General features: G+C 71.8%; 17 protein-coding genes. 12 read left to right on the forward strand and 5 right to left on the reverse strand.

The genetic code is table 11. From position 1 onward, the window contains the following. The first annotated feature begins 20 nt into the window (after positions 1-20). From ptsP to WMF20_RS15520, 6 genes are all read left to right on the forward strand, one after another. Positions 21-2,600 carry a phosphoenolpyruvate--protein phosphotransferase gene (ptsP, locus tag WMF20_RS15495; protein WP_437614382.1) on the forward strand — a complete coding sequence of 860 codons (2,580 nt, stop codon included), beginning with the start codon at positions 21-23 and terminating at the stop codon, positions 2,598-2,600. Between the two features lie 75 nt (positions 2,601-2,675). After that, positions 2,676-4,403: an N-acetylglucosamine-specific PTS transporter subunit IIBC gene (nagE, locus tag WMF20_RS15500; protein ID WP_437614384.1), complete on the forward strand. Its 1,728-nt coding sequence runs from the start codon at positions 2,676-2,678 to the stop codon at positions 4,401-4,403. After that, positions 4,403-5,500, forward strand: a complete 1,098-nt coding sequence (gene nagA / locus WMF20_RS15505) for an N-acetylglucosamine-6-phosphate deacetylase (protein ID WP_437617130.1) — start codon at positions 4,403-4,405, stop codon at positions 5,498-5,500. The genes nagE and nagA overlap by 1 nt, the downstream gene beginning before the upstream one ends. Positions 5,501-5,516: 16 nt before the next feature. Next, the gene (locus WMF20_RS15510) at positions 5,517-6,527 is read left to right on the forward strand and encodes an SIS domain-containing protein (RefSeq protein ID WP_437617131.1); all 1,011 of its coding nucleotides are present in this window, start codon (positions 5,517-5,519) and stop codon (positions 6,525-6,527) included. A gap of 9 nt (positions 6,528-6,536) precedes the next feature. Beyond that, positions 6,537-9,290 carry a family 20 glycosylhydrolase gene (locus WMF20_RS15515; protein WP_437614386.1) on the forward strand — a complete coding sequence of 918 codons (2,754 nt, stop codon included), beginning with the start codon at positions 6,537-6,539 and terminating at the stop codon, positions 9,288-9,290. Then, positions 9,287-10,453: a hypothetical protein gene (locus WMF20_RS15520; RefSeq protein WP_437614388.1), complete on the forward strand. Its 1,167-nt coding sequence runs from the start codon at positions 9,287-9,289 to the stop codon at positions 10,451-10,453. Before WMF20_RS15515 ends, WMF20_RS15520 begins: the two co-directional genes overlap by 4 nt. Positions 10,454-10,491: 38 nt before the next feature. Here the strand turns inward: WMF20_RS15520 and WMF20_RS15525 are convergent, their stop codons facing one another. After that, positions 10,492-11,133, reverse strand: a complete 642-nt coding sequence (locus WMF20_RS15525; RefSeq protein ID WP_437614390.1) for a hypothetical protein — start codon at positions 11,131-11,133, stop codon at positions 10,492-10,494. Between the two features lie 307 nt (positions 11,134-11,440). On the opposite strand from WMF20_RS15525, the gene WMF20_RS15530 reads away from it, so the two are divergent. Then, entirely contained in the window at positions 11,441-12,208 is a 768-nt protein-coding gene (locus tag WMF20_RS15530; RefSeq protein WP_437614392.1) for a thaumatin family protein, read from the forward strand. A 92-nt stretch (positions 12,209-12,300) separates the two neighbouring features. After that, a complete protein-coding gene (locus WMF20_RS15535; protein ID WP_437614394.1) occupies positions 12,301-12,801 on the forward strand; it encodes an MGMT family protein in 501 nt (166 codons plus the stop codon). A 95-nt stretch (positions 12,802-12,896) separates the two neighbouring features. On the opposite strand, the gene WMF20_RS15540 is transcribed toward WMF20_RS15535, so the two are convergent. Further along, entirely contained in the window at positions 12,897-13,640 is a 744-nt protein-coding gene (locus WMF20_RS15540) for a hypothetical protein (RefSeq protein ID WP_437614396.1), read from the reverse strand. A gap of 333 nt (positions 13,641-13,973) precedes the next feature. Then, complete coding sequence (locus tag WMF20_RS15545; RefSeq protein WP_437614398.1) at positions 13,974-14,711, reverse strand: dienelactone hydrolase family protein; 738 nt, start codon at positions 14,709-14,711, stop codon at positions 13,974-13,976. Between the two features lie 491 nt (positions 14,712-15,202). On the opposite strand from WMF20_RS15545, the gene WMF20_RS15550 reads away from it, so the two are divergent. The 3 genes from WMF20_RS15550 to WMF20_RS15560 all read left to right on the forward strand — a co-directional run bounded on the left by WMF20_RS15550 (position 15,203) and on the right by WMF20_RS15560 (position 20,446). Then, on the forward strand, positions 15,203-18,553 hold the full coding sequence (locus WMF20_RS15550; protein WP_437614400.1) for a PQQ-dependent sugar dehydrogenase: 3,351 nt from the start codon (positions 15,203-15,205) through the stop codon (positions 18,551-18,553). Between the two features lie 767 nt (positions 18,554-19,320). Next, positions 19,321-19,707 carry a fucose-binding lectin II gene (locus tag WMF20_RS15555; protein ID WP_437614402.1) on the forward strand — a complete coding sequence of 129 codons (387 nt, stop codon included), beginning with the start codon at positions 19,321-19,323 and terminating at the stop codon, positions 19,705-19,707. Positions 19,708-20,089: 382 nt separating this feature from the next. Then, entirely contained in the window at positions 20,090-20,446 is a 357-nt protein-coding gene (locus WMF20_RS15560) for a hypothetical protein (protein ID WP_129575119.1), read from the forward strand. Positions 20,447-20,575: 129 nt separating this feature from the next. Here the strand turns inward: WMF20_RS15560 and WMF20_RS15565 are convergent, their stop codons facing one another. Beyond that, positions 20,576-20,959 (reverse strand): M48 family metallopeptidase, encoded by a 384-nt coding sequence (locus WMF20_RS15565; protein WP_437614404.1) that lies wholly within the window; start codon positions 20,957-20,959, stop codon positions 20,576-20,578. A gap of 275 nt (positions 20,960-21,234) precedes the next feature. On the opposite strand from WMF20_RS15565, the gene WMF20_RS15570 reads away from it, so the two are divergent. Continuing rightward, a complete protein-coding gene (locus tag WMF20_RS15570; RefSeq protein WP_437614406.1) occupies positions 21,235-21,693 on the forward strand; it encodes a DUF6968 family protein in 459 nt (152 codons plus the stop codon). Positions 21,694-21,837: 144 nt separating this feature from the next. On the opposite strand, the gene WMF20_RS15575 is transcribed toward WMF20_RS15570, so the two are convergent. Beyond that, on the reverse strand, positions 21,838-22,317 hold the full coding sequence (locus tag WMF20_RS15575; RefSeq protein WP_437617132.1) for a carboxymuconolactone decarboxylase family protein: 480 nt from the start codon (positions 22,315-22,317) through the stop codon (positions 21,838-21,840). Positions 22,318-22,439 lie beyond the last annotated feature (122 nt).

The following is a 22,439-nucleotide window of genomic DNA, read 5'->3' on the forward strand; positions in this document are numbered from 1 at the left end:
CGGGTAGGATCGCGGTCGACATGCACCCCGGCGAATCGCTGACGCTGCTCGCACCGCTCTCCGGTCCCATCGTGCCGATCGAGTCGGTCCCCGACGCGGTCTTCGCCGACAAGATCGTCGGCGACGGCATCTCGATCGACCCGATCTCCCAGACGTTGCTCGCCCCGTGCGACGCGACGGTGACCCAGCTCCACGCGGCGCGGCACGCCATCACCCTGAGCGCCGCGGGCGGGGTGGAGATCATGATCCATGTCGGCATCGACACGGTCGGCCTGAAGGGCGAGGGCTTCACGGCGCGGGTGAGCCAGGGAGACCGGGTCTCGGCGGGCCAGGCGCTCCTCGAGTTCGACGCCGATCTCCTCCTCCGCAAGGCGCCCAGCCTGCTCACCCAGGTCGTCGTCCTGAGCGGCGAGACGAGCGCCATCGTCGAGCGCGCGAGCGGCGTGGCCAGGGCCGGCGTGAGCCGCCTCATGGCCGTGAGCCCCCGGCGGCGGGCCGGCGGGGAAGCGCCGCGGGCATCGAGCGCGGGGGAGGCGGGCGCGTCCAGGCCGCCGCCGCGGGCCACGGTCGGCGTCACGTCGGCCCTCGTCGTGGTGCCCAACCCGCACGGGCTGCACGCGCGGCCGGCCGCGGTGCTCGCCAGCGAGGCGAAGTCGTTCGCCGCCGACATCAGCGTCGAGCTCGCCGGCCGCAACGCCAACGCGAAGAGCGTCGTCGCGCTGATGAACCTCGGCGCCGGCCCCGGCGCCGAGCTGCGCATCGTCGGGAGCGGCAGCGAGGCGGCGCGGGCCGTGGCCCGCCTGGTCGAGCTCGTCCGGAGCGGGCTGGGCGAGGACCTCTCCGCGGCGAACGCCGCGCCCCCAGCCGAGCCCGAGCGCGCCGCCGCTTCTTCTTCCACGCCGCGCGCGGCCGACGACGCGCGGCACGTCCACGGCGTGAGCGCCTCGCCCGGCCTCGCCATCGGCCCGATCTGCAAGATCGACCCGCTCGCCGCCGACGTGGACGAGCACGCGAGCGACACGGAGGCGGAGCTCGCGCGGCTGCAGAAGGCGCTGCGCCACACCCGGCTCGAGCTGAAGCAGCTCGTCGCCGCGTCGGGCAAGCGCGTCGAGCAGGCCCAGATCTTCAGCGCGCACCTCACGATGCTCGACGATCCGGAGATGATCACCCGCACCGAGGTCGCCATCGTGGAGGGCAAGTCGGCCGCGTTCGCGTGGCGCGAGGCGGTGATGTCGTCGTGCCGCGAGCTCGCGCGCCTCTCGAACCCGCTGCTCGCCGCGCGCGCCAACGATCTGCGCGACGTGGGCGGCCGCGCGCTGCGGCACCTCGTCGGCGGCGGCGAGGCGCAGGCCGCGCCCGCGGGCAGCATCGTCGTCGCCGAGAGCCTGACGCCCTCCGAGGTCGTGCGGCTCGCCGACCAGCGGGTCGCCGGCCTGGTCAGCGTGCTCGGCGGCACCACCTCGCACGCGGCGATCCTGGCGCGCTCGCTCGGCCTCCCGTACCTCGTCGGCGCCTCGGCGTCGCTGCTCGCCGTCGAGGCGGGCGCGGCGGCCGTGCTCGACGCCGAGGGGGCGGTGGTGCTGCTCCACCCGACCGAGGCCGAGCTCGACGCCTACCGCGGCCGGCTCGGGGCGCGCAAGGCGCTGCGCGAGCGGCAGGAGGCGGCCGCGGGCGAGCGCGCGGTGACCCGGGACGGGGTCCACGTCGCCGTGCTGGCCAACATCGCGAGCGCCGACGACGCGCGCAAGGCCGTCCGGCTCGGGGCCGAGGGCGTGGGCCTCCTGCGCACCGAGCTGATGTTCTTCGATCGCGACGCCGCGCCGACCGAGGCCGAGCAGACCGCCGCGTACCAGGAGATCGCCGACGCGCTGGGCGAGCGCCCCCTCGTCGTCCGCACGCTCGACGTCGGCGGCGACAAGCCGCTCTCGTACATGCCGCTCCCCGCGGAGGACAACCCGCTCCTCGGCATCCGCGGCCTGCGCATCGGCGCGCTCCACCCGGCGCTCCTGCGCAGCCAGCTCCGCGCCATCCTGGCGGTCCGGGCCCCGGCCGGGCACCGCATCCTCCTGCCCATGGTCTCGAGCCTCGAGGAGCTCCGGGAGGCGAAGCAGGTGCTCGAGGAGGAGCGCCGGCGCGCCGGCTCGCCCCCGGTGGAGCTCGGCGTGATGGTCGAGGTGCCGTCGGTCGCGGTCCAGGCCGACAGGTTCGCGGCGGAGGTCGATTTCTTCTCGATCGGCACGAACGATCTCACCCAGTACACGCTGGCCATGGATCGCACGCACCCGCGGCTCGCCGGCCGGCAGGACGCGCTGCACCCGGCGGTGCTCCGGCTCATCGACAGGGCCGTGCAGGCCGCGAAGGGGCGCGGGCGCCACGTGGGGATCTGCGGCGCGGTGGCGAGCGATCCCGAGGCCGTGGCCGTGCTGGTCGGCCTCGGCGTGACCGAGCTCAGCGTCAGCGTCCAGGCGATCCCCGAGGTGAAGGCGAGGATCCGCGAGCTCGACGCCGCGCGGTGCCGCGAGATCGCGCGGGCCGCGCTCGACCTGGGGACCGCGGCCGAGGTGCGGGCGCTGCTCGCGCCGGGCGCGCGGCCCGGCTGATCTCGAGAGCCCAGCAAGCAGACCGGGGGCGGCGCGACGCGGAGGCCGCCCCGCCCAACGGAGAAGGAGCGTCGTATGAGAGGATTCAACGAGCTGCAGCGCGTTGGCAAGGCGCTGATGTTGCCCATCGCGGTGCTGCCGGTCGCGGGCCTCCTGCTCCGGCTGGGGCAGCCCGACGTGCTGGACATCGCGTTCGTCGCCCAGGCGGGCGGCGCCATCTTCGACAACCTGGCGCTGATCTTCGCGGTCGGCATCGCGGTCGGCCTCGCGCGCGAGACGAACGGCGTGGCCGGGCTCTCCGGGATGATCGCCTACCTCGTGATCACGAACGGGGTGAAGAGCATCGACGACAAGATCAAGATGGGCGTCCTCGCCGGCATCCTCGCCGGCGTCCTCGCGGGGGCGATGTACAACCGCTTCCGCGACACGAAGCTGCCCTCCTTCCTGGGCTTCTTCGGCGGCAGCCGCTTCGTGCCCATCGTCACCGGCGGCGCCAGCCTCGCCCTCGCGCTCGTCCTCGGCTTCGTCTGGCCGACGATCCAGGCCGGCATCGACGCGGTGGGCGGCTGGATCGTGGCCTCGGGGCCGGTCGGCGCCTTCTTCTTCGGCGCCCTCAACCGCCTGCTCATCCCGACCGGGCTGCACCACATCCTCAACAACCTCGCCTGGTTCGTGGTCGGCTCGTTCCAGGGCGCGAAGGGGGCGGTGACCGGCGATCTGAACCGCTACTTCGCCGGCGATCCCTCGGCGGGGGTGTTCATGGCGGGCTTCTATCCGGTGATGATGTTCGGCCTGCCGGCCGCGTGCCTGGCGATCTACCGCACCGCGCGCCCGGAGAACCGCAGGGCCACCTTCGGCGTGATGTTCTCGGCCGCGCTGACCGCCTTCCTGACCGGGATCACCGAGCCGATCGAGTTCGCGTTCATGTTCCTCGCGCCGGCCCTCTACGCGGTCCACGCGGTGCTGACCGGCCTCTCGCTGGCGCTGCTCGACGTGCTCGGCGTGAAGCACGGCTTCAGCTTCTCCGCCGGGTTCATCGATTACGCGCTGAACTACGGCCTCTCGACCAAGGGCTGGATGATCGTGCCGATCGGCCTCGCCTACGCGGCCGTCTATTACGGCCTCTTCGTCGTCTGCATCGAGCGGTTCAACCTGGCCACGCCGGGCCGCGAGGCCGCGGCGGCGTCCTCCGAGGGCGCGCCGGCCGGCGGGGCCGAGGCGGGCGGCGGGGTCGAGGCGGGCGGCGGGGCCGAGGCGGGCGCCGGCGGGCTCGCCGGGCAGCTCCTGCGGGCGCTGGGCGGCCACGGCAACATCCGCGAGATCGACGCGTGCATCACCCGCCTGCGCCTGGTCATGGCCGACCGCGATCGCGTGAAGGACGCGGACCTCAGGGCGCTCGGCGCCAAGGGCGTGGTGCGCCCGGGGACCGACAGCCTGCAGGTGATCCTCGGCCCCATGGCCGAGTCGATCGCCAAGGAGATGCGGGAGCTCGCGGGCCGCGCGCGGGCGGCGGTCGCCGCGCGGCCGGAGCTGTGGCCCGCCGCGCCCGCGGCGCGGCAAAATGCGTGGATCGACCGCTGGCTCGCGGCGCTCGGCGGCGCCGCCAACATCCGGTCCGTGGAGGGGTTCTCGAGCGGGCGCGTGCGCGTCGAGCTCGCCGACGCGGACCCGATCGACGAGGCGGCGCTGGAGGCCGCCGACGTGAAGGGCGTGATGCGCCTGCCCGACCGGGTGGTCCACCTCCTCGTCGGCCCGGAAGCGCCGCGGTACGCCGCCGCGCTCGCGCAGAAGCTCAAGGGGTGATGGGCGTGGAGCTCGTGGGCAACATCCTCACGCCGGACGGCTGGCTCCGCGGGCGCCTGTACTTCGGCGCGCGCGTCCAGGAGATCGCGGGCGCGCCGGCCGAAGGGCCCGGCCCGGGGCCGCGCATCGTGCCCGGCTTCATCGATCTGCACGTGCACGGCGGCGGCGGCCGGGACGTCATGGAGGGCGGCGACGCGCCCCGCGCGATGGCCCGCGCGCACGCCGCGACCGGGACCACCAGCCTGCTCGCCACCACGATGACGGCGCCCCTCCCGGAGATCGCCGCCGCGCTGCGCGCGATCCGGGCCGCCATGGACGCGCGCCGCCGCGGCGAGGCGCGCGTCCTCGGCGTCCACCTCGAGGGCCCGTTCCTCAACCCGGGTCGGCTGGGCGCGCAGCCTCCGTGCGTGGTGGGCGGGGATGTCGACACCGCGCTCGCGCTGAGCGCCATCGCGCCCATCCGCGTGCTCACGCTGGCGCCGGAGCTCGCCGGCCACCTGGAGCTCGTCCGCCGCCTGTCCGGCCTCGGGGTGCGGGTCCAGATCGGGCACACGCTGTCGAGCTACGAGGAGGTCGTGGCGGCCCTCGCGGCCGGTGCGAGCGGCTTCACGCACCTCTTCAACGCCATGAACGGGCTGCACCACCGCGAGCCCGGCGCGGTGGGCGCCGCCCTGGCCCACGGCGACTTCGCCGAGCTGATCCCGGATCTCGTCCACGTGCACCCGGGCGCCATCCGGGCGGCCCTGCGCTGCATCCCCCGGCTCTACGCCGTGACCGACGGCACCGCGGCCTCGGGGATGCCGGACGGGCCGTACCAGCTCGGCGCGCACGCCGTCGCGAAGTGCCAGAACAGCGTGCGGCTCCCCGACGGGACGCTCGCGGGGAGCTGCCTGACGATGCACCAGGCCTTCAAGAACCTGGTCGACCTCGGGCTCCCGCTCGCCGAGGCGTCGCGCCGGTGCAGCCAGTTCCCGGCCGAGCACCTCGGCCTCGAGGATCGAGGGCGCATCGCGCCGGGCTGCTTCGCGGATCTCTTGGTCCTGGAGGAGGATCTCGCCCTGCGGCAGGTCCTCGTGGAGGGGGAGCCCCTTGAGTGACCGAACGACCTCGAACATGGCCGCGGAGGCCCGCTCCGCCCCGGAGATCGTCGCGCAGCAGCTCGCGCAGGACGAGGACGCCTACCGTGAGCTGGGGGCCCGGCTGCGGGCGGCGCCGCCGCCGTCCGTGGTCACGATCGCCCGCGGCAGCTCGGATCACGCCGCGAGCTACCTCGCGTACCTCGTGATGACGCAGCTCGGCGTTCCGGTCGCGAGCCTGCCGCCGTCGGTGGTGACCCTCTACCGCGCGCCGCTGCGGCTCCCGGGCGGCCTGGCGGTCGCGGTGTCGCAGTCGGGGCAGAGCCCGGACGTGGTGGGCGCGCTGTCGGCGTGCGGCGCCGCGGGCGCGACGACGGCGGCGCTGGTGAACCAGCTCGGCTCGCCGCTCGACCAGGCGGCCGCGACGACGATCCCCCTGCGCGCCGGCCCCGAGCGCAGCGTCGCCGCCACGAAGAGCTTCATCGCCAGCCTGAGCGCCATGGCGAGGGTGGTGGGGATCTGGGGCGAGGACGCCGCGCTGCTCGACGCGCTCGAGGCGCTGCCGGAGACCCTGGCCGCCGCGAGCGAGAGCGACGTGGGCCCGCTCGTGGACGCGCTCTCGGGCGAGGAGCGCCTGCTCGTGCTCGGGCGGGGCCCGGGCTTCTCCATCGCGCTGGAGGCGGCCCTCAAGTTCAAGGAGACGTGCGGCGTCCACGCCGAGGCGTTCACGGTCGCCGAGGTGCAACACGGGCCGATGGCCCTCATCGACGAGCGGTTCCCGCTGCTCGTCTTCGCCCCGCGGGGCCCGGCGCAGGCCGGCCTCGCCCGCGTGGCGGAGGATTTCCGGGGGCAGGGCGCGAAGGTGATCCTCGTGGGTCCGGCCGGGCTGCCGGGCGTGGATCTCGCGGTGCCCGCGTCTCCTCACGAGCTGCTCGACCCGCTCTGTCAGATCCTGGCGTTTTACCTGGCGGCCGCTGCCCTGGCCGAGGCCCGAGGGCTGGATCCCGACGCGCCGAGGCGGCTCAAGAAGGTCACCAAAACACTGTAGGAGTGCGTCATGAGAAGGCCTGTTTTCCGATTTGGGCTGCTCGCCGGCGCCCTGTTTGTGGCAGGGTGCGGCGACGACGGGACATCCTCGTCCACGGCGAGCACCACGATGAGCACCAGCACGGGCAATGGCGGCGGTGGCGGCGGAGGCGGCACCGGAGGTGGCGGCGGCTCGGCGCAGGAGCGCCCGTCGGGCGCGGACTTCGCCGTCACCTGGGGCGTGCTGGACAACCACAAGAACCCCGCGGTGAGCTTCGGCTCGGAGCTGACGATCGAAAACCACGGGAAGGTCGCGCTCGGGAACAGCGGCTGGGCGCTGTATTTCAACTTCGTGCGCTCGATCCTGCCCGAGAGCCTGCCGGCGGGGGTGAAGGTCACCCACATCAACGGCGACTTCTTCAAGCTGGAGCCGACCGAGGCGTTCCAGCCGCTGGAACCGGGGCAGAGCGTGGTGATCCCCTTCGATGGATCGTACTGGGCCATCAAGGAGACGGACGCGCCCGCGGGCTATTACTTCGTGTTCACGGACGGCGAGGGCGTGGCATCGGCGCCGGAGGCGGTGGGCTCCGAGGCCGTCGCGCCGTTCGTGGAGAAGAAGCAGACGGATCGTTTTCCCGGCGACATGACGCCCGTGCCGACGGCGACGTCTCGTTATGACGAGAACCTCGCTGTCCGCCTGTTCCCGGCGGGCGACGTGGACAGGGTCGTGCCCACGCCGGTGCTCCTCGAGGCGGGCGCCGGAGAGCTCTTGCTCTCGTCGGCCGTGCCCATCTACCACGCTGCCGGGCTCGAGGGCGAAGCGGCCTTTCTGGCGGAGGCGCTCGGGGCGCTCCTCGGCGCCGCGCCGGAGGTCCGCGAGGGCGCGCCGCCGCCGGGGACGGCGGCGATCGCGCTGTCGACGGGCGCGATCGGCGTCGGCGGCCAGCCGAAGCAGGCGGGCGACGAGGCCTATCGCCTCACGGTCACCGCCGAGGGGGTCGAGATCGTGGGCAGCGACGCGGCCGGCGTCTTCTATGGCATCCAGAGCCTGCGCGCCCTCGCGCCCGTCGAGGCGTACCGGACCGCGAAGCCCGAGATCGCGATCGGCGCCGTGGCGGTCGAGGACGCCCCGCGCTTCGGGTACCGCGGCATGCACCTCGACGTCGCGCGCAACTTCCAGCGCAAGGAGGCCGTGCTGAAGCTGCTCGACGTGATGGCCTTCTACAAGCTCAACAAGTTCCATTTCCACCTGACCGACGACGAGGGGTTTCGTTTCGAGGTGAGCGGCCTGCCGGAGCTCACCGAGGTCGGCGCCCGGCGCGGCCATACGCTCGACGACCGCGACAAGATCGTCCCCTCGTTCGGCTCCGGCCCGGACCCGGCGTCGCCGGCGTCGAGCGGCAGCGGCCATTACACCCGCGCCGAGCTCGTGGAGATCCTGCGTCATGCCAAGGCGCGCCACATCGAGGTGATCCCCGAGATCGATATGCCGGGCCACGCCCGCGCGGCGGTCAAGGCCATGGAGGCGCGTTACGCGAGGCTCGCGGCCGAGGGCGACCTCGAGAAGGCCGAGGAGTTCCTGCTCAGCGACCTGGAGGACGCCTCCCAGTACATGTCCGTGCAGATGTGGCACGACAACGTGGTGAACCCCTGCCGGGAGTCCACCTACAGGTTCCTGCGGAAGGTCGTGGACGACCTCGTCGCGATCTACGCCGAGGCCGGCGCGACGCTCACCACCATCCATACGGGCGGCGACGAGGTGCCGGACGGCGTCTGGGAGCGGTCCCCGTCGTGCCAGGCCCTCCTCGGCCAGGCGTCTGGCGGCGTCGAGTCCGTGGAGGACCTGGCGAGCCATTTCCTCCGCGAGCTCAGCGCGATCGTCGCGTCCCACGGCCTGGTGACCGGAGGCTGGGAGGAGATCGCCTTGAGGAAAGTGCAGGCCGAGGGCGGCGTCGACAAGGAAGCGAACCCCGAGTTCCTGAGCAGCAATTTCAGGCCATATGTCTGGAACAACGTCTGGGGGTGGGGGGACGAGGACAACGGCTACAAGCTCGCCAACGCGGGTTATCCGGTGGTCCTCTCCAATTCCACCAACCTGTATTTCGACCTCGCCTATGACAAGGATCCTGCGGAGCCGGGCTATTACTGGGCCGGGTTCGTGGACACGCGCAAGCCGTACGAGTTCGTGCCGCTCGACGTCTACAAGAGCGCCCACGCGGACCGCATGGGCAATCCGATCGACCAGGCGCAGATGTTCCGGGACCACGTCAGGCTGACCGACGCCGGCCGGGCCAACGTCCTCGGCATCCAGGGGCAGCTCTGGGGCGAGAACGCGAAGGGGCAGCGGGCGATGGAGTACCTGATCTTCCCGAAGCTGATCGCCCTCGCGGAGCGGGCCTGGGCGCCGGACCCGGCGTGGGCGGCGGAGGAGGACGGGGCGACGCGCGCGGGCCTGCTCGCCGAGGCGTGGAATCGCTTCGCCAACAGCCTCGGTCAGCGCGAGCTGCCGCGGCTCGACCGCCTGAGCGGCGGTGTGGACTACCGGCTTCCGCTGCCGGGCGCGCGCATCGAGGACGGGCAGCTCCTGGCGAACGTGGCGTTCCCGGGGCTGCAGATCCGCTACACGACCGATGGCGCCGAGCCCGACGCCGACTCGGCCGTCTATGAGGGGCCGGTGGCGGTGAGCGGCGTGGTCAAGCTCAGGACGTTCGACACGCGCGGGCGTGGCAGCCGCACGTCGGTCCTCGATCCGGACGCGTCGGGTGGGGGGCAGGCGGGGAGGTGAGGGGTCGGTCCAGCACTGCGGCGCGGCGGGGGGCCGCGCTGGCCCTCCTCGCGCTGCTGCCCGGCTGTTACATCGACCTCGACGGCCTGACCGGCGGGGGGGCCGGCGGCGGGGCCAGCCAGGGCGCTGGCGGCGGGGCCAGCCAGGGCGCCGGCGGCGGAGGCCTGGCCGGGCCCGACGCCGGCGACCCGGGGCGCTGCGCGCCGGCGGACTGCGATGGCCCGTGCGTGGTCGCCGCGGCCGAGGAGGCCGGCGGCCCTGCGGCGATCGCCGCGGCCGGCTCGTATGTGGTGTGGACGAGCCGCGCGGGCGATCGCCTCCGCCGCCTCGACCCGGCGACGGGCGCGGTGGAGGATCTCGTGTCGTCCATGCCGTCGCCGGGCCTGCTGGCGGTCGCCGGCGAGCTCGTCGTCTGGGTCGCCGCCAACGGGCTCTGGCGGTGCGCGGTCGCCGATTGCGCGGCGGGCGCGACCTCGCTCCTCGCCTTCGGCGCGGGCGAGGCCGAGGTCGTGCGCGGCCTGGCGACGGACGGGCGGCACGTGTACTGGACGCGCGACGAGCCGAGCGGCACCGCCGGCGAGCTGTTGCGCTGCCCTGTCGCCGAGGGCTGCGGCGCGGCCCCGGAGCTGCTCGCGCCGAGCCAGTCGCACCCGCGCGGCGTGGCGGTCGCCCCGGGCGACGCGGGGAGCGTCGTCTGGGTCCAGCGCGGCACGGGCGCCGATTTCGGCCGGGTGCTCCGCCTCGACAAGGGCGCTGCGTCCGGCGCCGTCGCGGCGCAGATCGCGGTGCTGCTCGACTATCCGGACCGGATCGCGCTCGGCGACGCGGAGGTGCTCTGGACCTGGGCCCACCCGGACGGCGCTTCGGGCGGCGTCTCCCGTTGCGACCTCGTGGACGCGTGCGCCGCGGCGGAGCTCGCGCCGCAGGCCGAGCCATCGCGGCCGCTGCGCGAGCCCGCGGCGCTCGTGATCGACGGCGCCGACGCGTACTGGGCGGACCGCGGCGGGGGCACGGTCATGCGCTGTCCGACCGCGGGCTGCCGCGGCTATCCCGAGGTGCTCGCCGAGGGCCTCACGCGCCCCGCGGCCGTGGCGGTGCAGGGCGCCTGCGTCTACGCCATCGACGAGGCCGGCGGCGGCCGCGTGGTGCGCGTGCCGCGGTAGTGCCGTGTGGACCGGGCGCATCGGTCGTCGCCGCGGCGTCACGGACAGCGCGGCGCCGTGTACTCTCCGCTCGGGTTGCCGCCCATGAGCGCCGCGCCGGTGGTCACGCGGAACCGCACCTCGGTGCTGTCGATCGCGAGGATCTCGAGCGTGCCCGAGCCGAGGAGCGTGCCGCCGCCCTTCGGGCAGTCGTCCGGCGCCGGAGAGTAGGGCGCGCCCGTCTCGAACATCGAGGCGTGGAGCGCGAAATCGTCGAGATCGTAGACGCCGACCTGCTGGTAGGCGATCGGCAAGACGAAGCGCAGCTGCCAGTGCCCACCGCAGGGGAGGGACCTGGGATAGACGTCGCAGGACTCGCCCATGTCCGAGATGTGCAGCATGAGATCGTTGGGATCCTGGTCGGGCTGCCCGCCGGCCGCCGCGGTCGAGACCACGCTGCCGGTCTCGTTCATGATCTGATCGTAATACGCCTGCATGAGCGCTTCGCGCTGCGCGCGCGTCATCGCGACGGCCGCCGTCAGCGGGCCCGGATCGCTACCCCCGCCGCCGCCCGCGCCGCCCGTGCCAGGCGGCCCCGGGGGATCGCTCGAATCCGGCGGATCGTGCGCGCCGCCGTTGAAGACGTCGGAGATATCGATCGAGCCGCCGTCCCAGAAAGCAGGGTCGCAGGCGGTCAGCATGAGTGGAATCAAAGCGACAAAGGCCGATCGGGTGTTCATGGCGGTACCGCCATGCAGCTCCGGTGCCAGAGCGGGAGAATGCGAAAAGCGCTGCTCGCGGCGACTCAACCGCTCGGTGCACGATCGAGCTGCGTGCCAGATTGTGCCGTGGCACACGCGAGGGAGCTCGATGGCCCAGGGGCCGCGTCGCAGCCGGCCAGCGGGCCTTCGTCGCCGGCTCCGCTGCCATGCGTCGAGCTCGGCGGGCGGGACATCGTCCCAGACGTTCTGTAGTCTCCTCCCGAGACACGCCGCCAGGAAGACCGCCATGTCGCAACCTTGGAAGATCGCGGCCGTGCCGCTCGCCTTTGCGCTGCTCGACGCCGGCTGCGCCGACCCCGGGCAGGACGCCTCGCCCGGCGCCACAGGCGGCGGAGCCACCTCGGTGAGCGCCGCGTCCAGCTCGACCGGCGGGGCCGCGTCGAGCGAGGCCAGCAGCGCCTCGACGGGCCAGCCGCCCGGCGACCCGGTCGAGGTCGACTGCCGCATCCCCGGGGACGGGAAGTCCACGCTCGCCTTCGTCAACCGGTGCGACCAGCCGCTCCAGTTCCTGGGGAGCCTCATCGAGGGCGGGGAGCTCGGCCCGGGGCGGTTCGCGTGCCGCGACGTGGGCACCAGCGAGGAGCCGCTGTCGTCGCTGCGCTACTGGGCGTATGCCGGGTCGGACCCCGGCGGCGGCCGACACACGCTGGCCGAGATGACCCTCAACACCGATTTCAACGATTTCGACTGGTACAACATCAGCCACGTGGACGCGCACAACCTCCCCCTGGCGATCGTGCCCGTCGGCCTGCCGGACTGCCGGACGCTGTCGTGTCCGGAGAGCCTGCTCGCGCGGTGCCCGGAGGTGGGCCGCTACATGGACGCGAGCGGCGCGACGATCTCCTGCGTGAGCCCCGACCGGGACGATCCCACGAACCCCGTGGCCGTGTACTTCGAAGAGCGATGCAAGGATGCCTATTCCTGGTCGGGGGACGACCAGGAGTCGATGGCCGCCTGCGCGGGGGAAGACTACGACATCGTGTTCTGCCCTTGATCTGCTCCCTCGCATTCGCGCGCCTCGGACCCATCCTGGGGCATGACCGAACAGGGATCCCCAGGCGCGCCCCGCCGTGGTAGGCCAGCCGCGTGGCCACCAAGGACCGCCGCGCGCGCAAGCAAGCTCCGGAGGGCGGCCGCCGCCTCGCGGTGGCCCCGGGGCCGCGCCGGGGGCGTCGAGAGCCGGCCGCGCTCCCCGACACGATCTCCTGGTGGGCCGCGTTCTACCGGGTCATTCGCCGGATCCCCGCCGGGCGGGTGTGCACGTACGGCGCCGTCGCCGCGATGGCTGGGCACGCCCGCGCGGCGCGCCACGTCGGCTATGCCCTCGCCGCGCTCAAGGAGACCGGCGACGGCGCGGGCGTGCCGTGGCAGCGCGTGCTCGGGAGCCGCCCGCGCCACCGCGCGGCCGTCACCATCAAGGATCCGGTGGGCGGCGCGCTCCAGCGCATGCTGCTCGAGGCCGAGGGCGTCGAGTTCGACGATCGCGGCAACGTGTCGCTCGATCGCTTCGGGTGGTTCCGGAGCACGCCTGTCGCCGCGCCCGCGAAGAAGGCCCGGGGCGCGGCGCCCCGGAAGCGGCGATCGTGAGGCGGCTGCTCCTTGCCATGGTCTCCTGTCGCTGGCTCGGTCCGATCGTGTAAGGCGCTCTCACGAGCGCCGCAGCCCGGCGAGAGAAGGGCCCGTCACAGCGTGCGACAACTTGGATTGATGGAGCGCACGAGGCTGTCGGCGTTGCCGGCGATCTTCACGACGGCGGTCCCCATCGGGCACTTGACCCCGAAACCTGTGCCATTGGCGGGGCCGATGCCGGAGCCGACATTGAGGTTCATGTCGCTCATCTTCCACGCTTCGACCGTCTGGCACAGCAGCTCGACCCGGTAAGCCCGGTTGTCATCGACCCAGACGTTGATCCCGACCAGGACCTGGCTCGCGGGGCAGATCACGCTGCCCGGCGATCCGCCGTTGCCGCCGGCGGTCACGGTCTGGAAGGCGGTGCCCAGGGTGCCGTCGCCGGCGAGCGGCGCGCAGATCAGGCCGACGCTGTCGAGCGAGCCGCCGCTCCGGCCGTGGACGCCGACAGCGATGTTGCCGTTCCCGCAATGGATGTCGTAAGCGATGTCGCCGGCGCCGCCCGTGCCGCCGGTGCCGCCGTCGCCGCCCGTGCCGCCGGCGCCGCCCGTTCCGGCGCCGCCCGTGCCGCCGGCGCCGCCCATGCCGCCGGTGCCGCCGTCGCCGCCGGTGCCGCCGTCGCCGCCGGTGCCGCCGTCGCCGCCCGTGCCGCCGCTGCCCGCGTCACCCCCGGCCGTACCGCTGCCGGCGGCGCCGCCGCCCGTCGCGCCGGCGGTGCCCGAGAAGTCGAGCTGGTCGACCCCCGAGATCGCGTTGCATGCCGCGCTCCCGCACGCGAGGGCGAGCCCCGCGGCCATCGCCGTCGCGAGCGCCTCTGTCGTCCGGAATGCTGCGCGCTCTCTCATCAGAAGCTCCCGTGGAAGGTGACCTGGGCGGGCCCGGAGCTCGCCGGTCGTCGCGCCGGGAGTCGGCGACGAGGGCGGCCAGGACAGCCGGCCCAACCATACCTGCGAGGGTGGCCGGAAGGAACCCGATCCGAGCGCCCATGCCGTCCTCGCCGCGCCGGCCGGGGCCACGCCATGGGCCTCGACGCTCCCGACGACGACGGGCTTGACGAGCCCGTCACCCCCTCGACGCGCCGAGCGAACGCTGGCGGACGCGTGAGCCCCCGTCACACGCCGGTCAGCCTGTCACGCGAACGCCTCGCGGAGCAGGCCGAGCAGGCGGTCCCAGTGCCGCTCCGACGCGACCTGATCGTACACGGGCATGTCGCTCACCGCGAAGCCGTGCGTGGTGCCCGGATAGAGCTCGATCGCGTGCGGCACCTTCGCGGCGGCGAGCGCCGCCTCGAGGCGCGCCGTCACCTCGGCCGTGTGCGCCCGATCGCCCTCGGCGACTCCGATGTACACGCGGGCGCGCACGCTGGCCGCGATCTGCGCGGGGGTCGCCGGATCCGTCAAGAACCGGCCGCCGTGGAACGACGCCGCGGCCGCCAGCCGGTCGGGGAAGTTGCACGCCGCGCACATCGACAGCCCGCCGCCCAGGCAGTAGCCGTTGCTCGCGATCTTGCCTTTCGAGACGAGGGGCTGCCCGTCGAAAAAGTCGAGGAACGCGGCCGTGTCGCGCATGGCGCCCGCGTCATCGCAGGCGTTGACCAGCGCCATCAGGCGCTCGCGCTCCGACCCTCCGGCGAACACCGTCGCGGGCTCGAACGGCGCGTACGCGCCGGAGCGATAATACATGTTCGGCAACAGCACGTAATAGCCGCTGGACGCCAGGCGATCCGCCATCGCGAAGAGCGACGGCCGCAGGCCCAGCCCGTCCATGTAGAACAGCACCGCAGGCCACGGCCCCTCGCCCCCGGGATGCGATACATAGGCGTCCGCGACGCCGTCCTTCGTCTCGATCTCGATCTTGGTTCCGTTCATCGCGCACCTCCACGGATACCCCTATATCGGCGCGCTGGCACCGATGCAACCAGCGTGGCTTTCCACGCGGAGCCGTGCCGTGCGCCGTCTCGATGAGGCCGCCGCTCTCGCCCGGCGCCGAAGCGGGCTCCGGCTGCGCTCGCCCGCGCCAGGGGAGGACGGCGAGCCGGGCGCGAGCATGAGGGCAGACATGTGAAACGTTGGCGGGAAACTGCTGTGCTTTGACGAGCGTTGGACAGCTGTGTCGAAAAGATCGCGCCTCTCTGGCCATTGCGACAATCTTCAGGTGGCACGTCGACTCGATCACGGAAGCCGCCCGCGCCGGCAACGAGGCGTGTGAGAGGAAGCGGGGACGCCGGGAGCGCGTGAACCCTTCTGACGATGATGGTCGAGGTACATCTATCATGCGCAAGAATAACGTTCGTGCCCCCATGCCATGGGCCGCAGCGCGTCTGCGCTCTTTGCGCAGCTGCGCCCATGGGTTCGGATCGGTGACCAGGCACATCCTGCTGTCGTCGGCGCTCGTCGTCGGCCTCGTCCCCCTGGGGTGTGCCTCGGAGGGTCCCGAACAGCTCGATCGAGACGGCACCGACGAAGCGAGGCAGCCCATCGTCATCCCCTCGGGGTTCCAGCACCAGGTGATCGCGACGGGGCTCAGCCAGCCGACGGCGATGGCGATCGCGCCAGACGGTCGCATCTTCGTCACGCAGCAGACGGGGCAGGTGCGCGTCATCAAGAACGACGCGCTGCTCGCCGCGCCGTTCGTCACCGTCACGGTCGACAGCGTCAACGAGCGAGGCCTGGTCGGCATCACGCCCGACCCGAGCTTCGCGAGCAACGGTTACGTCTACCTCTTCTACACCTCGACCAGCGGCAGCACGCACAACCGCGTCAGCCGCTTCACGGCGAGCGGCGACGCGGCGGTGGCCGGCAGCGAGGTCGTGCTCGTGGACTTTCCCCCGCTCAGCGCGGCAGGCAATCACAACAGCGGCGCGCTCCACTTCGGCAACGACGGCAAGCTCTACGTCGCGCACGGCGACAACGCCGAAACGGCCCACGCCCAGGACCTGAACCACGCCTTCGGCAAGATCCATCGCTTCAACGCCGACGGCAGCATCCCCACCGACAACCCCTTCTACGGCACCTCCACAGGCCTCGCGCGCGCCATCTGGGCGTACGGCCTGCGCAACCCGTTCACCTTCTCCGTCGAGCGCGCGTCAGGGAAGATCTTCGCCAACGACGTGGGCGGCGGTGATCCGGAGGAGATCGACCTCATCACGCGCGGCTCGAACTACGGCCATGGCGGCGGCCCCTCGCCGGTGCCGCCGGTGTACTCCTACCCGCGCGACGCCGGGCGCTGCGCGATCACGGGCGGCACCTTCTACAACCCCACGGTCGTGAATTTCCCGTCGTCCTATGTCGGCAAGTACTTCTTCGCCGACTACTGCTCCAGCCAGATCTGGTCCATGAACCAGGACGGCACGGGCGTCACCGTCTTCGCGGACGACTCGAACGGCGAGCTGAACAACCCCGTCGACCTCGATGTCGGCCTGGACGGCTCGCTCTATTACTTGCAGCGCGGCAGCGGCGCCAAGGTCGGGCGCATCTACATGGCGCAGCCGGCCTGCGCCACGAACGCTGACTGCAGCGACGGCGACGTCTGCACCGGCGCGGAGACCTGCGTCGCCGGGCAGTGCCAGGCCGGCACACCGCTGAGCTGCGACGATAACGACCCCTGCACGACCAACGGCTGCAACGCCACGAGCGGCTGCACCTACACCGACAACGGCCAGTGCTGCACGAGCTCGGCGACCTGCAACGACGGCTCGACCTGCACCACGGACTCGTGTGTGAGCGGCATGTGCCAGTACGTGGACAACGGTACTTGCAACAGCTGCGTCAAGATACGCTCGCAGCGCACGAACAACTACCTGGTGCTCGACGCCGCCAACAAGGTAGTTCCCGGCGGCACGCTGGCCGCCGCGCAGATCTTCGAGAAGGTGCCGTCGGGCGCCGCCTTCAAGTTCAAGAGCAGCTCCGGCAATTACCTGCGCGTCGTCGCCAACGAGCTCACGATGGACGCGACGTCGACGACCGCAGGCGCGTTCACCGAATACGACTGCTCGAGCGGCGGCCTCTACCCGAACGGCAAGGGCTACGCGGCGCTCACCGGCGCGGCGCCGCACTGGAAGGCGACCACCACCACCGGCCCGATCAAGAGCGGCGACGGCGGCAACGGCACGAGCTGCGTGACGGGAGACGCCACGTCCTGGGAGCGCTTCTATCTCGAGGCGACCGCCTGCGGCAGCGCCGGCCCCGCGTGCGGCGACGGCTCCTGCGACGCGGGCGAGACGTGCGGCAGCTGCGCGGCGGACTGCGGCACGTGCAGCGGCACACCCGCCAAGCTGACGCTGGTCCATGTGAGCGACACCGGCGGCTGGTCGAGCGTGGCCGGCCTCGCCGACGGCAACCTGACCGCCAAGGTGAGCAGCGCGGTTTCGCCGAGCTGCGTCACCTACGATCTCGGCGGCACCTACACCATCAGCTCGGCGCGCCTGCTCGAGGACAACGACGGCGCCTGGCATACGGATACCTGGAAGGTGCAGTATCAGACCGGCAGCGGCTACGTGGACGCCTTCGCGTACACCGACACGCCGAGCGCGATGCCGGCCTGGAATACCGTGGACTTCGCCGACGTGCCCGGCGTCACGCGCGTGTCGGTCTGCATGCAAAACGTCGGCGGGCCGGTCGAGCTCGCCGAGATCGAGATCTGGGGCTTCCCCGACGCGGGCCCGGTCTGCGGCGATCGCGCCTGCAACGGCAGCGAGACGTGCGCGAGCTGCCCATGGGATTGCGACACCTGCATGGGGAGTCAGCTCGGCCTCGACGCGCGGCCGTCGAACACGGCCTGCGTGGCCGGCGACGGCGCGATCGATCCGCCGGTCCTCCTCAGCGACCACCCCTGCTTCACCAGCGTCGCGAACCCGCCGGCGCTCGCTCCCGGGGTGATCCCGTACGCGATCGCCGAGCCGTTCTGGTCCGACGGCGCGCTGAAGTCGCGCTACCTCGCTTTGCCGAACGGCACGACGCTCGACGTGAAGGACGACGGCGACTTCGAGCTGCCGCCCGGGGCCGTCACGATCAAGAGCTTCCAGTGGCAGGGCCAGTACTTCGAGACGCGCTTCTTCGTGCGCTTCACGAACGGCGCCTACGGAGCCTACACGTACCGGTGGAACGACGCGCAGGACGAAGCCTTCCTGGTCGATCCGATCGACGGCGCCTCCAAGACGCTCGCCGGCGGCCACGTCTGGAGCTACCCGACCGAAGCGCAATGCTTCGAGTGCCACAGCAGCGCCGCCGGTTTCAGCCTGGGCCTCGAGACGCGGCAGCTCAACGTGAGCCAGCTCTACCCGTCGACCGGCCGCACGGCGAACCAGTTCGACACGCTGAACGGCATCGGCATGCTGAGCGGCAACCTCACCAGCCTGCCGCCGTTCCCGCCGCACGCGCAGCCCGGCGCGTCGCTGCAGATGCGCGCCGACGCTTACCTGCACGTCAACTGCTCGAACTGCCACCGCCCGGGCGGCCCCGGCTACGGCACCGCGGACTATCGCTACGACACGCCGTTTGCCGGCAAGAACCTCTGCGACCAGGAGTCGATCCTGACCGACTATCCGGGGCTCGCGCTGATCGAGCCGGGCGCGCACGACGCGTCGGTGGTCTGGCTGCGCATGAGCCAGCGCTCGGCGAGCTTCATGCCGCCCATCGGCAGCAAGCTCGCCGACGATGAAGGCGCGGCGCTGCTAGAGCAATGGATCGACGGCCTGACGGGCTGCCCGTAGGACGCCGCCCACGTCATATTCGGCGAAAGTCGATTCATGGGAAGAGGACCGCAAGGGCACATAGGGACGCAAGAGGAAGAGAAGAATACAATTGGGGAGGTTGTGCTGACACGGTGATCTTTCCGGCGTGAGCGCGATCCTGGGCGCCGCCGACAGCTCCTGCTGGGACTGAACGACATCCGGGACGGCCTCCAGGCGGCTCACGTCGACGAGCACCAGGACCTCTCGGCCGCTCTCCGCGATGCGCTGGGAGGCTGTGGCGATCGAGCGCGCGATCTCCTCCGAGAGGTCTCCATGGACCGCGACACGAAGGATCCGTTCGCCTCTTCGCGGAGCTCGAGGACACCGTGCCTGGGATCCGGGTCGTGCATGGCGCGCAGCATAGCCGCTCTGCATCGCGCCGCGACAGGGGTGTCCCGCCGCCGGAGCGGAGCGGCGCGCCTTCAAGGGGGAGCCCCAACCTCCATCGTACCCGCCGCGCCCACACCCGACCGGCTCCGCGACCGGACGCCGAGCCCGGCGGGGACGGCGCAAGGCGAGCCGCCCTGGCCCGCGGGGCACCCGCCTGCCCCGCCGCGGGGCGGCGCGCCGTGCTCCGGCTGAGCCGGATCGGTCGGCCTGTGACCGCGTCCAGCGCAGGAAGAGGTTTGCCGTTGCACGCTTGCGGCAGGTTTGATAGCCATCCTCTGACGCCGCGAGACCGTCCCCGCTCTCGACGGTCGTCCTCCCGGCCGCGGCGCGCGATCCCCACGAAGGAGCATGAGCAGATGCCTCAATTGAACGGCAACACCTGTGAAATCGACGAGCTTCCGGATGGTGTGACCGTGACCATCAAGGTGACGACGAACTCGAGGCACACGCAACGGATAACGGTGACTCGCAACGATGAGGTGTTGTGCGTCTTCGCGGGCTCTGGCGAGCGCAATGCCATGACGGGCCAGTCGACCATCGTCGCCAACTCGAGGGCGAAGCTGCAGGTGAAGTTCGAGTATCAAACGGACATCAACGCAGAGTGGATCAAGTCGCGCCAGCTGAAATCGGGCGGTCCTTACACGATCGGCAGCTACAATCTCTTGGTGATCGTCGCCGAGAACGGAGACGACAGCGACTACAACGACAGCGTGCTCGAGCTCAGCTGGAGCACGCCCCTGTAGTCCTGGCGGGAGATCCGGAGGCGGGGCGCCGGGGCGGTTGACGGGCGGCCTGCGGGCTCCCTGAGCTCCGGCGGCGCGTCGTGCCAGGCTGGCGGAGCGGGAGCGCGGCAGCTCGCCACCGCAGCCGGAATCGCCCTCGGCTTCCTCCGGAAGGTCGAACGCGCCAAGATCAACGTGGGGGTCGCCGTCCTGGTGAACCTCACCGACGTGCTCGGCGCCCCACCCGGGGAGCTGTTTCGCCGGCGGGAGCTGCCGGAGGTCAAGCGAGGCACGCCGAAGGAAGCGCGAGCCCCTGGCGCAAACTAGGCATGGCGGAGCCTGGGTTGCGGATAGGTCGGCCTGCGAGAGAACTACAGCGGGAGCACCGCCGGGGAGGATTGTGATGGATATCCAGGATGTGCTGGTTGATTTCTACAGCGGGGCGCACACGGTCGATGTCGTAGCTGCGTGGGCCTATGTGGTCGCAAACCGACAGACCGTCCTTGAAAGTCTCGCTTCGTTCGAGAAGGCGTATGAGCGGCTCGTCGAGCTGCACGCGGCGGGCAAGCTCGGCGTCGGAACGGCCGACTTCTCGGCTGACAATCTCGAGCTGGTCAAGCGGATCAATCGGCTGGTTGCGCCGGGCTTGGACAGCGACGAAGCGCGTCGAGCCGCGCGAGAGATCCATGATCTGGCGGAACGGTGCGCGCGCGCGTTGAAAGAAAGTGACACATCACCGGCCGGACAGGGAGGTCAGTGACGTCGAAGCGGCGGGCAGCGGCTATGCGCCTGGTGCGCGCTCTCTCATTCATCGACAGCTCCGGCGCGGGTTCTATGCAGCCCAGAGGTTCCAAGAGAGCATGGCGGCCGCCGACCGCGGGAGACGCCGTCACCACAGGAGCGCCGGCCCGAGCTCTCCCAGGCGGGCCTTCCTGGCCTCGTAGTCGGGCATCACCCTGCCGAGCGTCGCCCAGAACTCCCGCCCATGGTGGTCGTGGATCAGGTGCGCGAGCTCGTGGGCGAGCACGTAGTCGATGAGGGCCCTCGGCGCCTGCACGATGCGCCAGTTGAGCCGGAGGACGCCGCGGGAGCAGCTCCCCCAGCGCTTCGCCTGGTCCGTCACGACGAGGCGCCGGCACGCCACCCCGAGCTTCTGCGCCCACGGCGCGGCCCACGCGGGGAGGCGCTCCGCGGCGCGCCGCCTGTACCAGTCGAGCAGCGCCGCCCGCGCGTACGCGCCGCGGTGCTCGGGCGCGAGCCCCCGCGGGAGCAAAGCTCCTTCAGCCGGTCCCGCGAGTACGACGGCAGAACGGCGGCCAGCGTGGCGCTCCTGGAGGCCGCCACGGCCTCCGCCAGCTTCTCCTTGCTCCGCCGATCCTGGACGTGGACGTCGAACGCGTCGGCGATGGAGATCAGCTCGTCGCGCGTGAGGTGTTCGAGAACGGTTCGCTTCTGCACCATCGGCACGACATCGCTCGACATCGCGCCGCAGCCCGTTGATCCGTCCGCCGGAACATCGCTGCGGGAAGCAAGCTGGAAGGGCACGGCATGCAGCAGCAAGAGAGACCGCAGGTGCGCAAGGGGCGCAAGGGAACGGTGATGGAAATCTATTCTTCTCTTCCCCTTGCGTCCCTTGCGCCCTTGCGGTCCTCTTCCAATGAGTTGATCTTCACGGGATTGATGGTGGCGATCGGCCAGCCTCGGGAGGTTCAGCCGGGAGAATGGGCGTGCCCGTCCACCATCGACGGCGTCCCCGAGCCTCGGTCGGATCGAGGTCTCGGGATCGATGGCGTCTCGGCGCTCCTCAACGCCCTCCACGCCATCCGGTTCGCGCTCGAAGCTTCCGGGGTTCGTATATCGTGGGAGGGTGGGGAGCCGGGGGACGCGGGGTTCCCGAAGCTGACGCACTACGCCTTCGGGGTCGCATTCTCCCAGAGGATGGAGCAGCTCATCGACGAGGAGATCCAGAAGCTCGTGGACGAGAAGAATGCGCGCGGGGGCCGGTAGCTCCGGGCTGAGATCGTCGACCAGGGGCGAGATCACGTCCGCGACCTGCGGATCGTGGGCGGCATCCACCTACACGGCGCCCTAGAATGCGCTCGCTCGCCACGCAATGAACGCCGGTGAACCTCGGCCCCTATCCCCGCCTCCTCAGCGACCGTCCGCCCGCGCCTCCCACTTCACCGAGCCGGCGATCTGCCTCGTGGTGACGTTGAAGCGGTTGAAGCAGTTGACCAGCGCGACGTGCAGGATCAGCCCCGCGAGCGCCGGCTCGTCGTAGTGCCTCGCCGCCTCCTCCCAGACGTCGTCGGGCACCGGATCCGCGCGATCGCTGAGCCTCGTCGCGGCCTCGGCGAGCGCCAGCGCGGCGCGCTCCGCGTCGGTGAAATAGGGCGTCTCGCGCCAGGCCGCCACGGCGAACATGCGCTCGTCGGTCTCGCCCGCCTTCTTGAGGTCGCGCGCGCCCACGTCGACGCAGAAGCCGCACCCGTTGATCTGGCTCACCCGCAGGTGGACGAGCTCGAGCGTCCGCGCCGGCACGCCGCTCTTCTTCGCCGCGCCGAGCAGGGCGTGGATGGGCTGCACGATTTCGGGCATGAGCATCGCGGGGTTCTTCATCCGTGCCTTCAACATGATCATGATCCTCTCGAGGATAGGGGTGGGCTCGCCGACCGTGACCGGACGCTGAACGTCCGTTCGCGTCGTCACATCGGCGAGGGTTCGTTCGTCACAGCCATGACGAAGCGCCGCGA

The organism is Sorangium sp. So ce834 (assembly GCF_051521425.1).
Classification (GTDB): domain Bacteria; phylum Myxococcota_A; class Polyangia; order Polyangiales; family Polyangiaceae; genus Sorangium; species Sorangium cellulosum_D.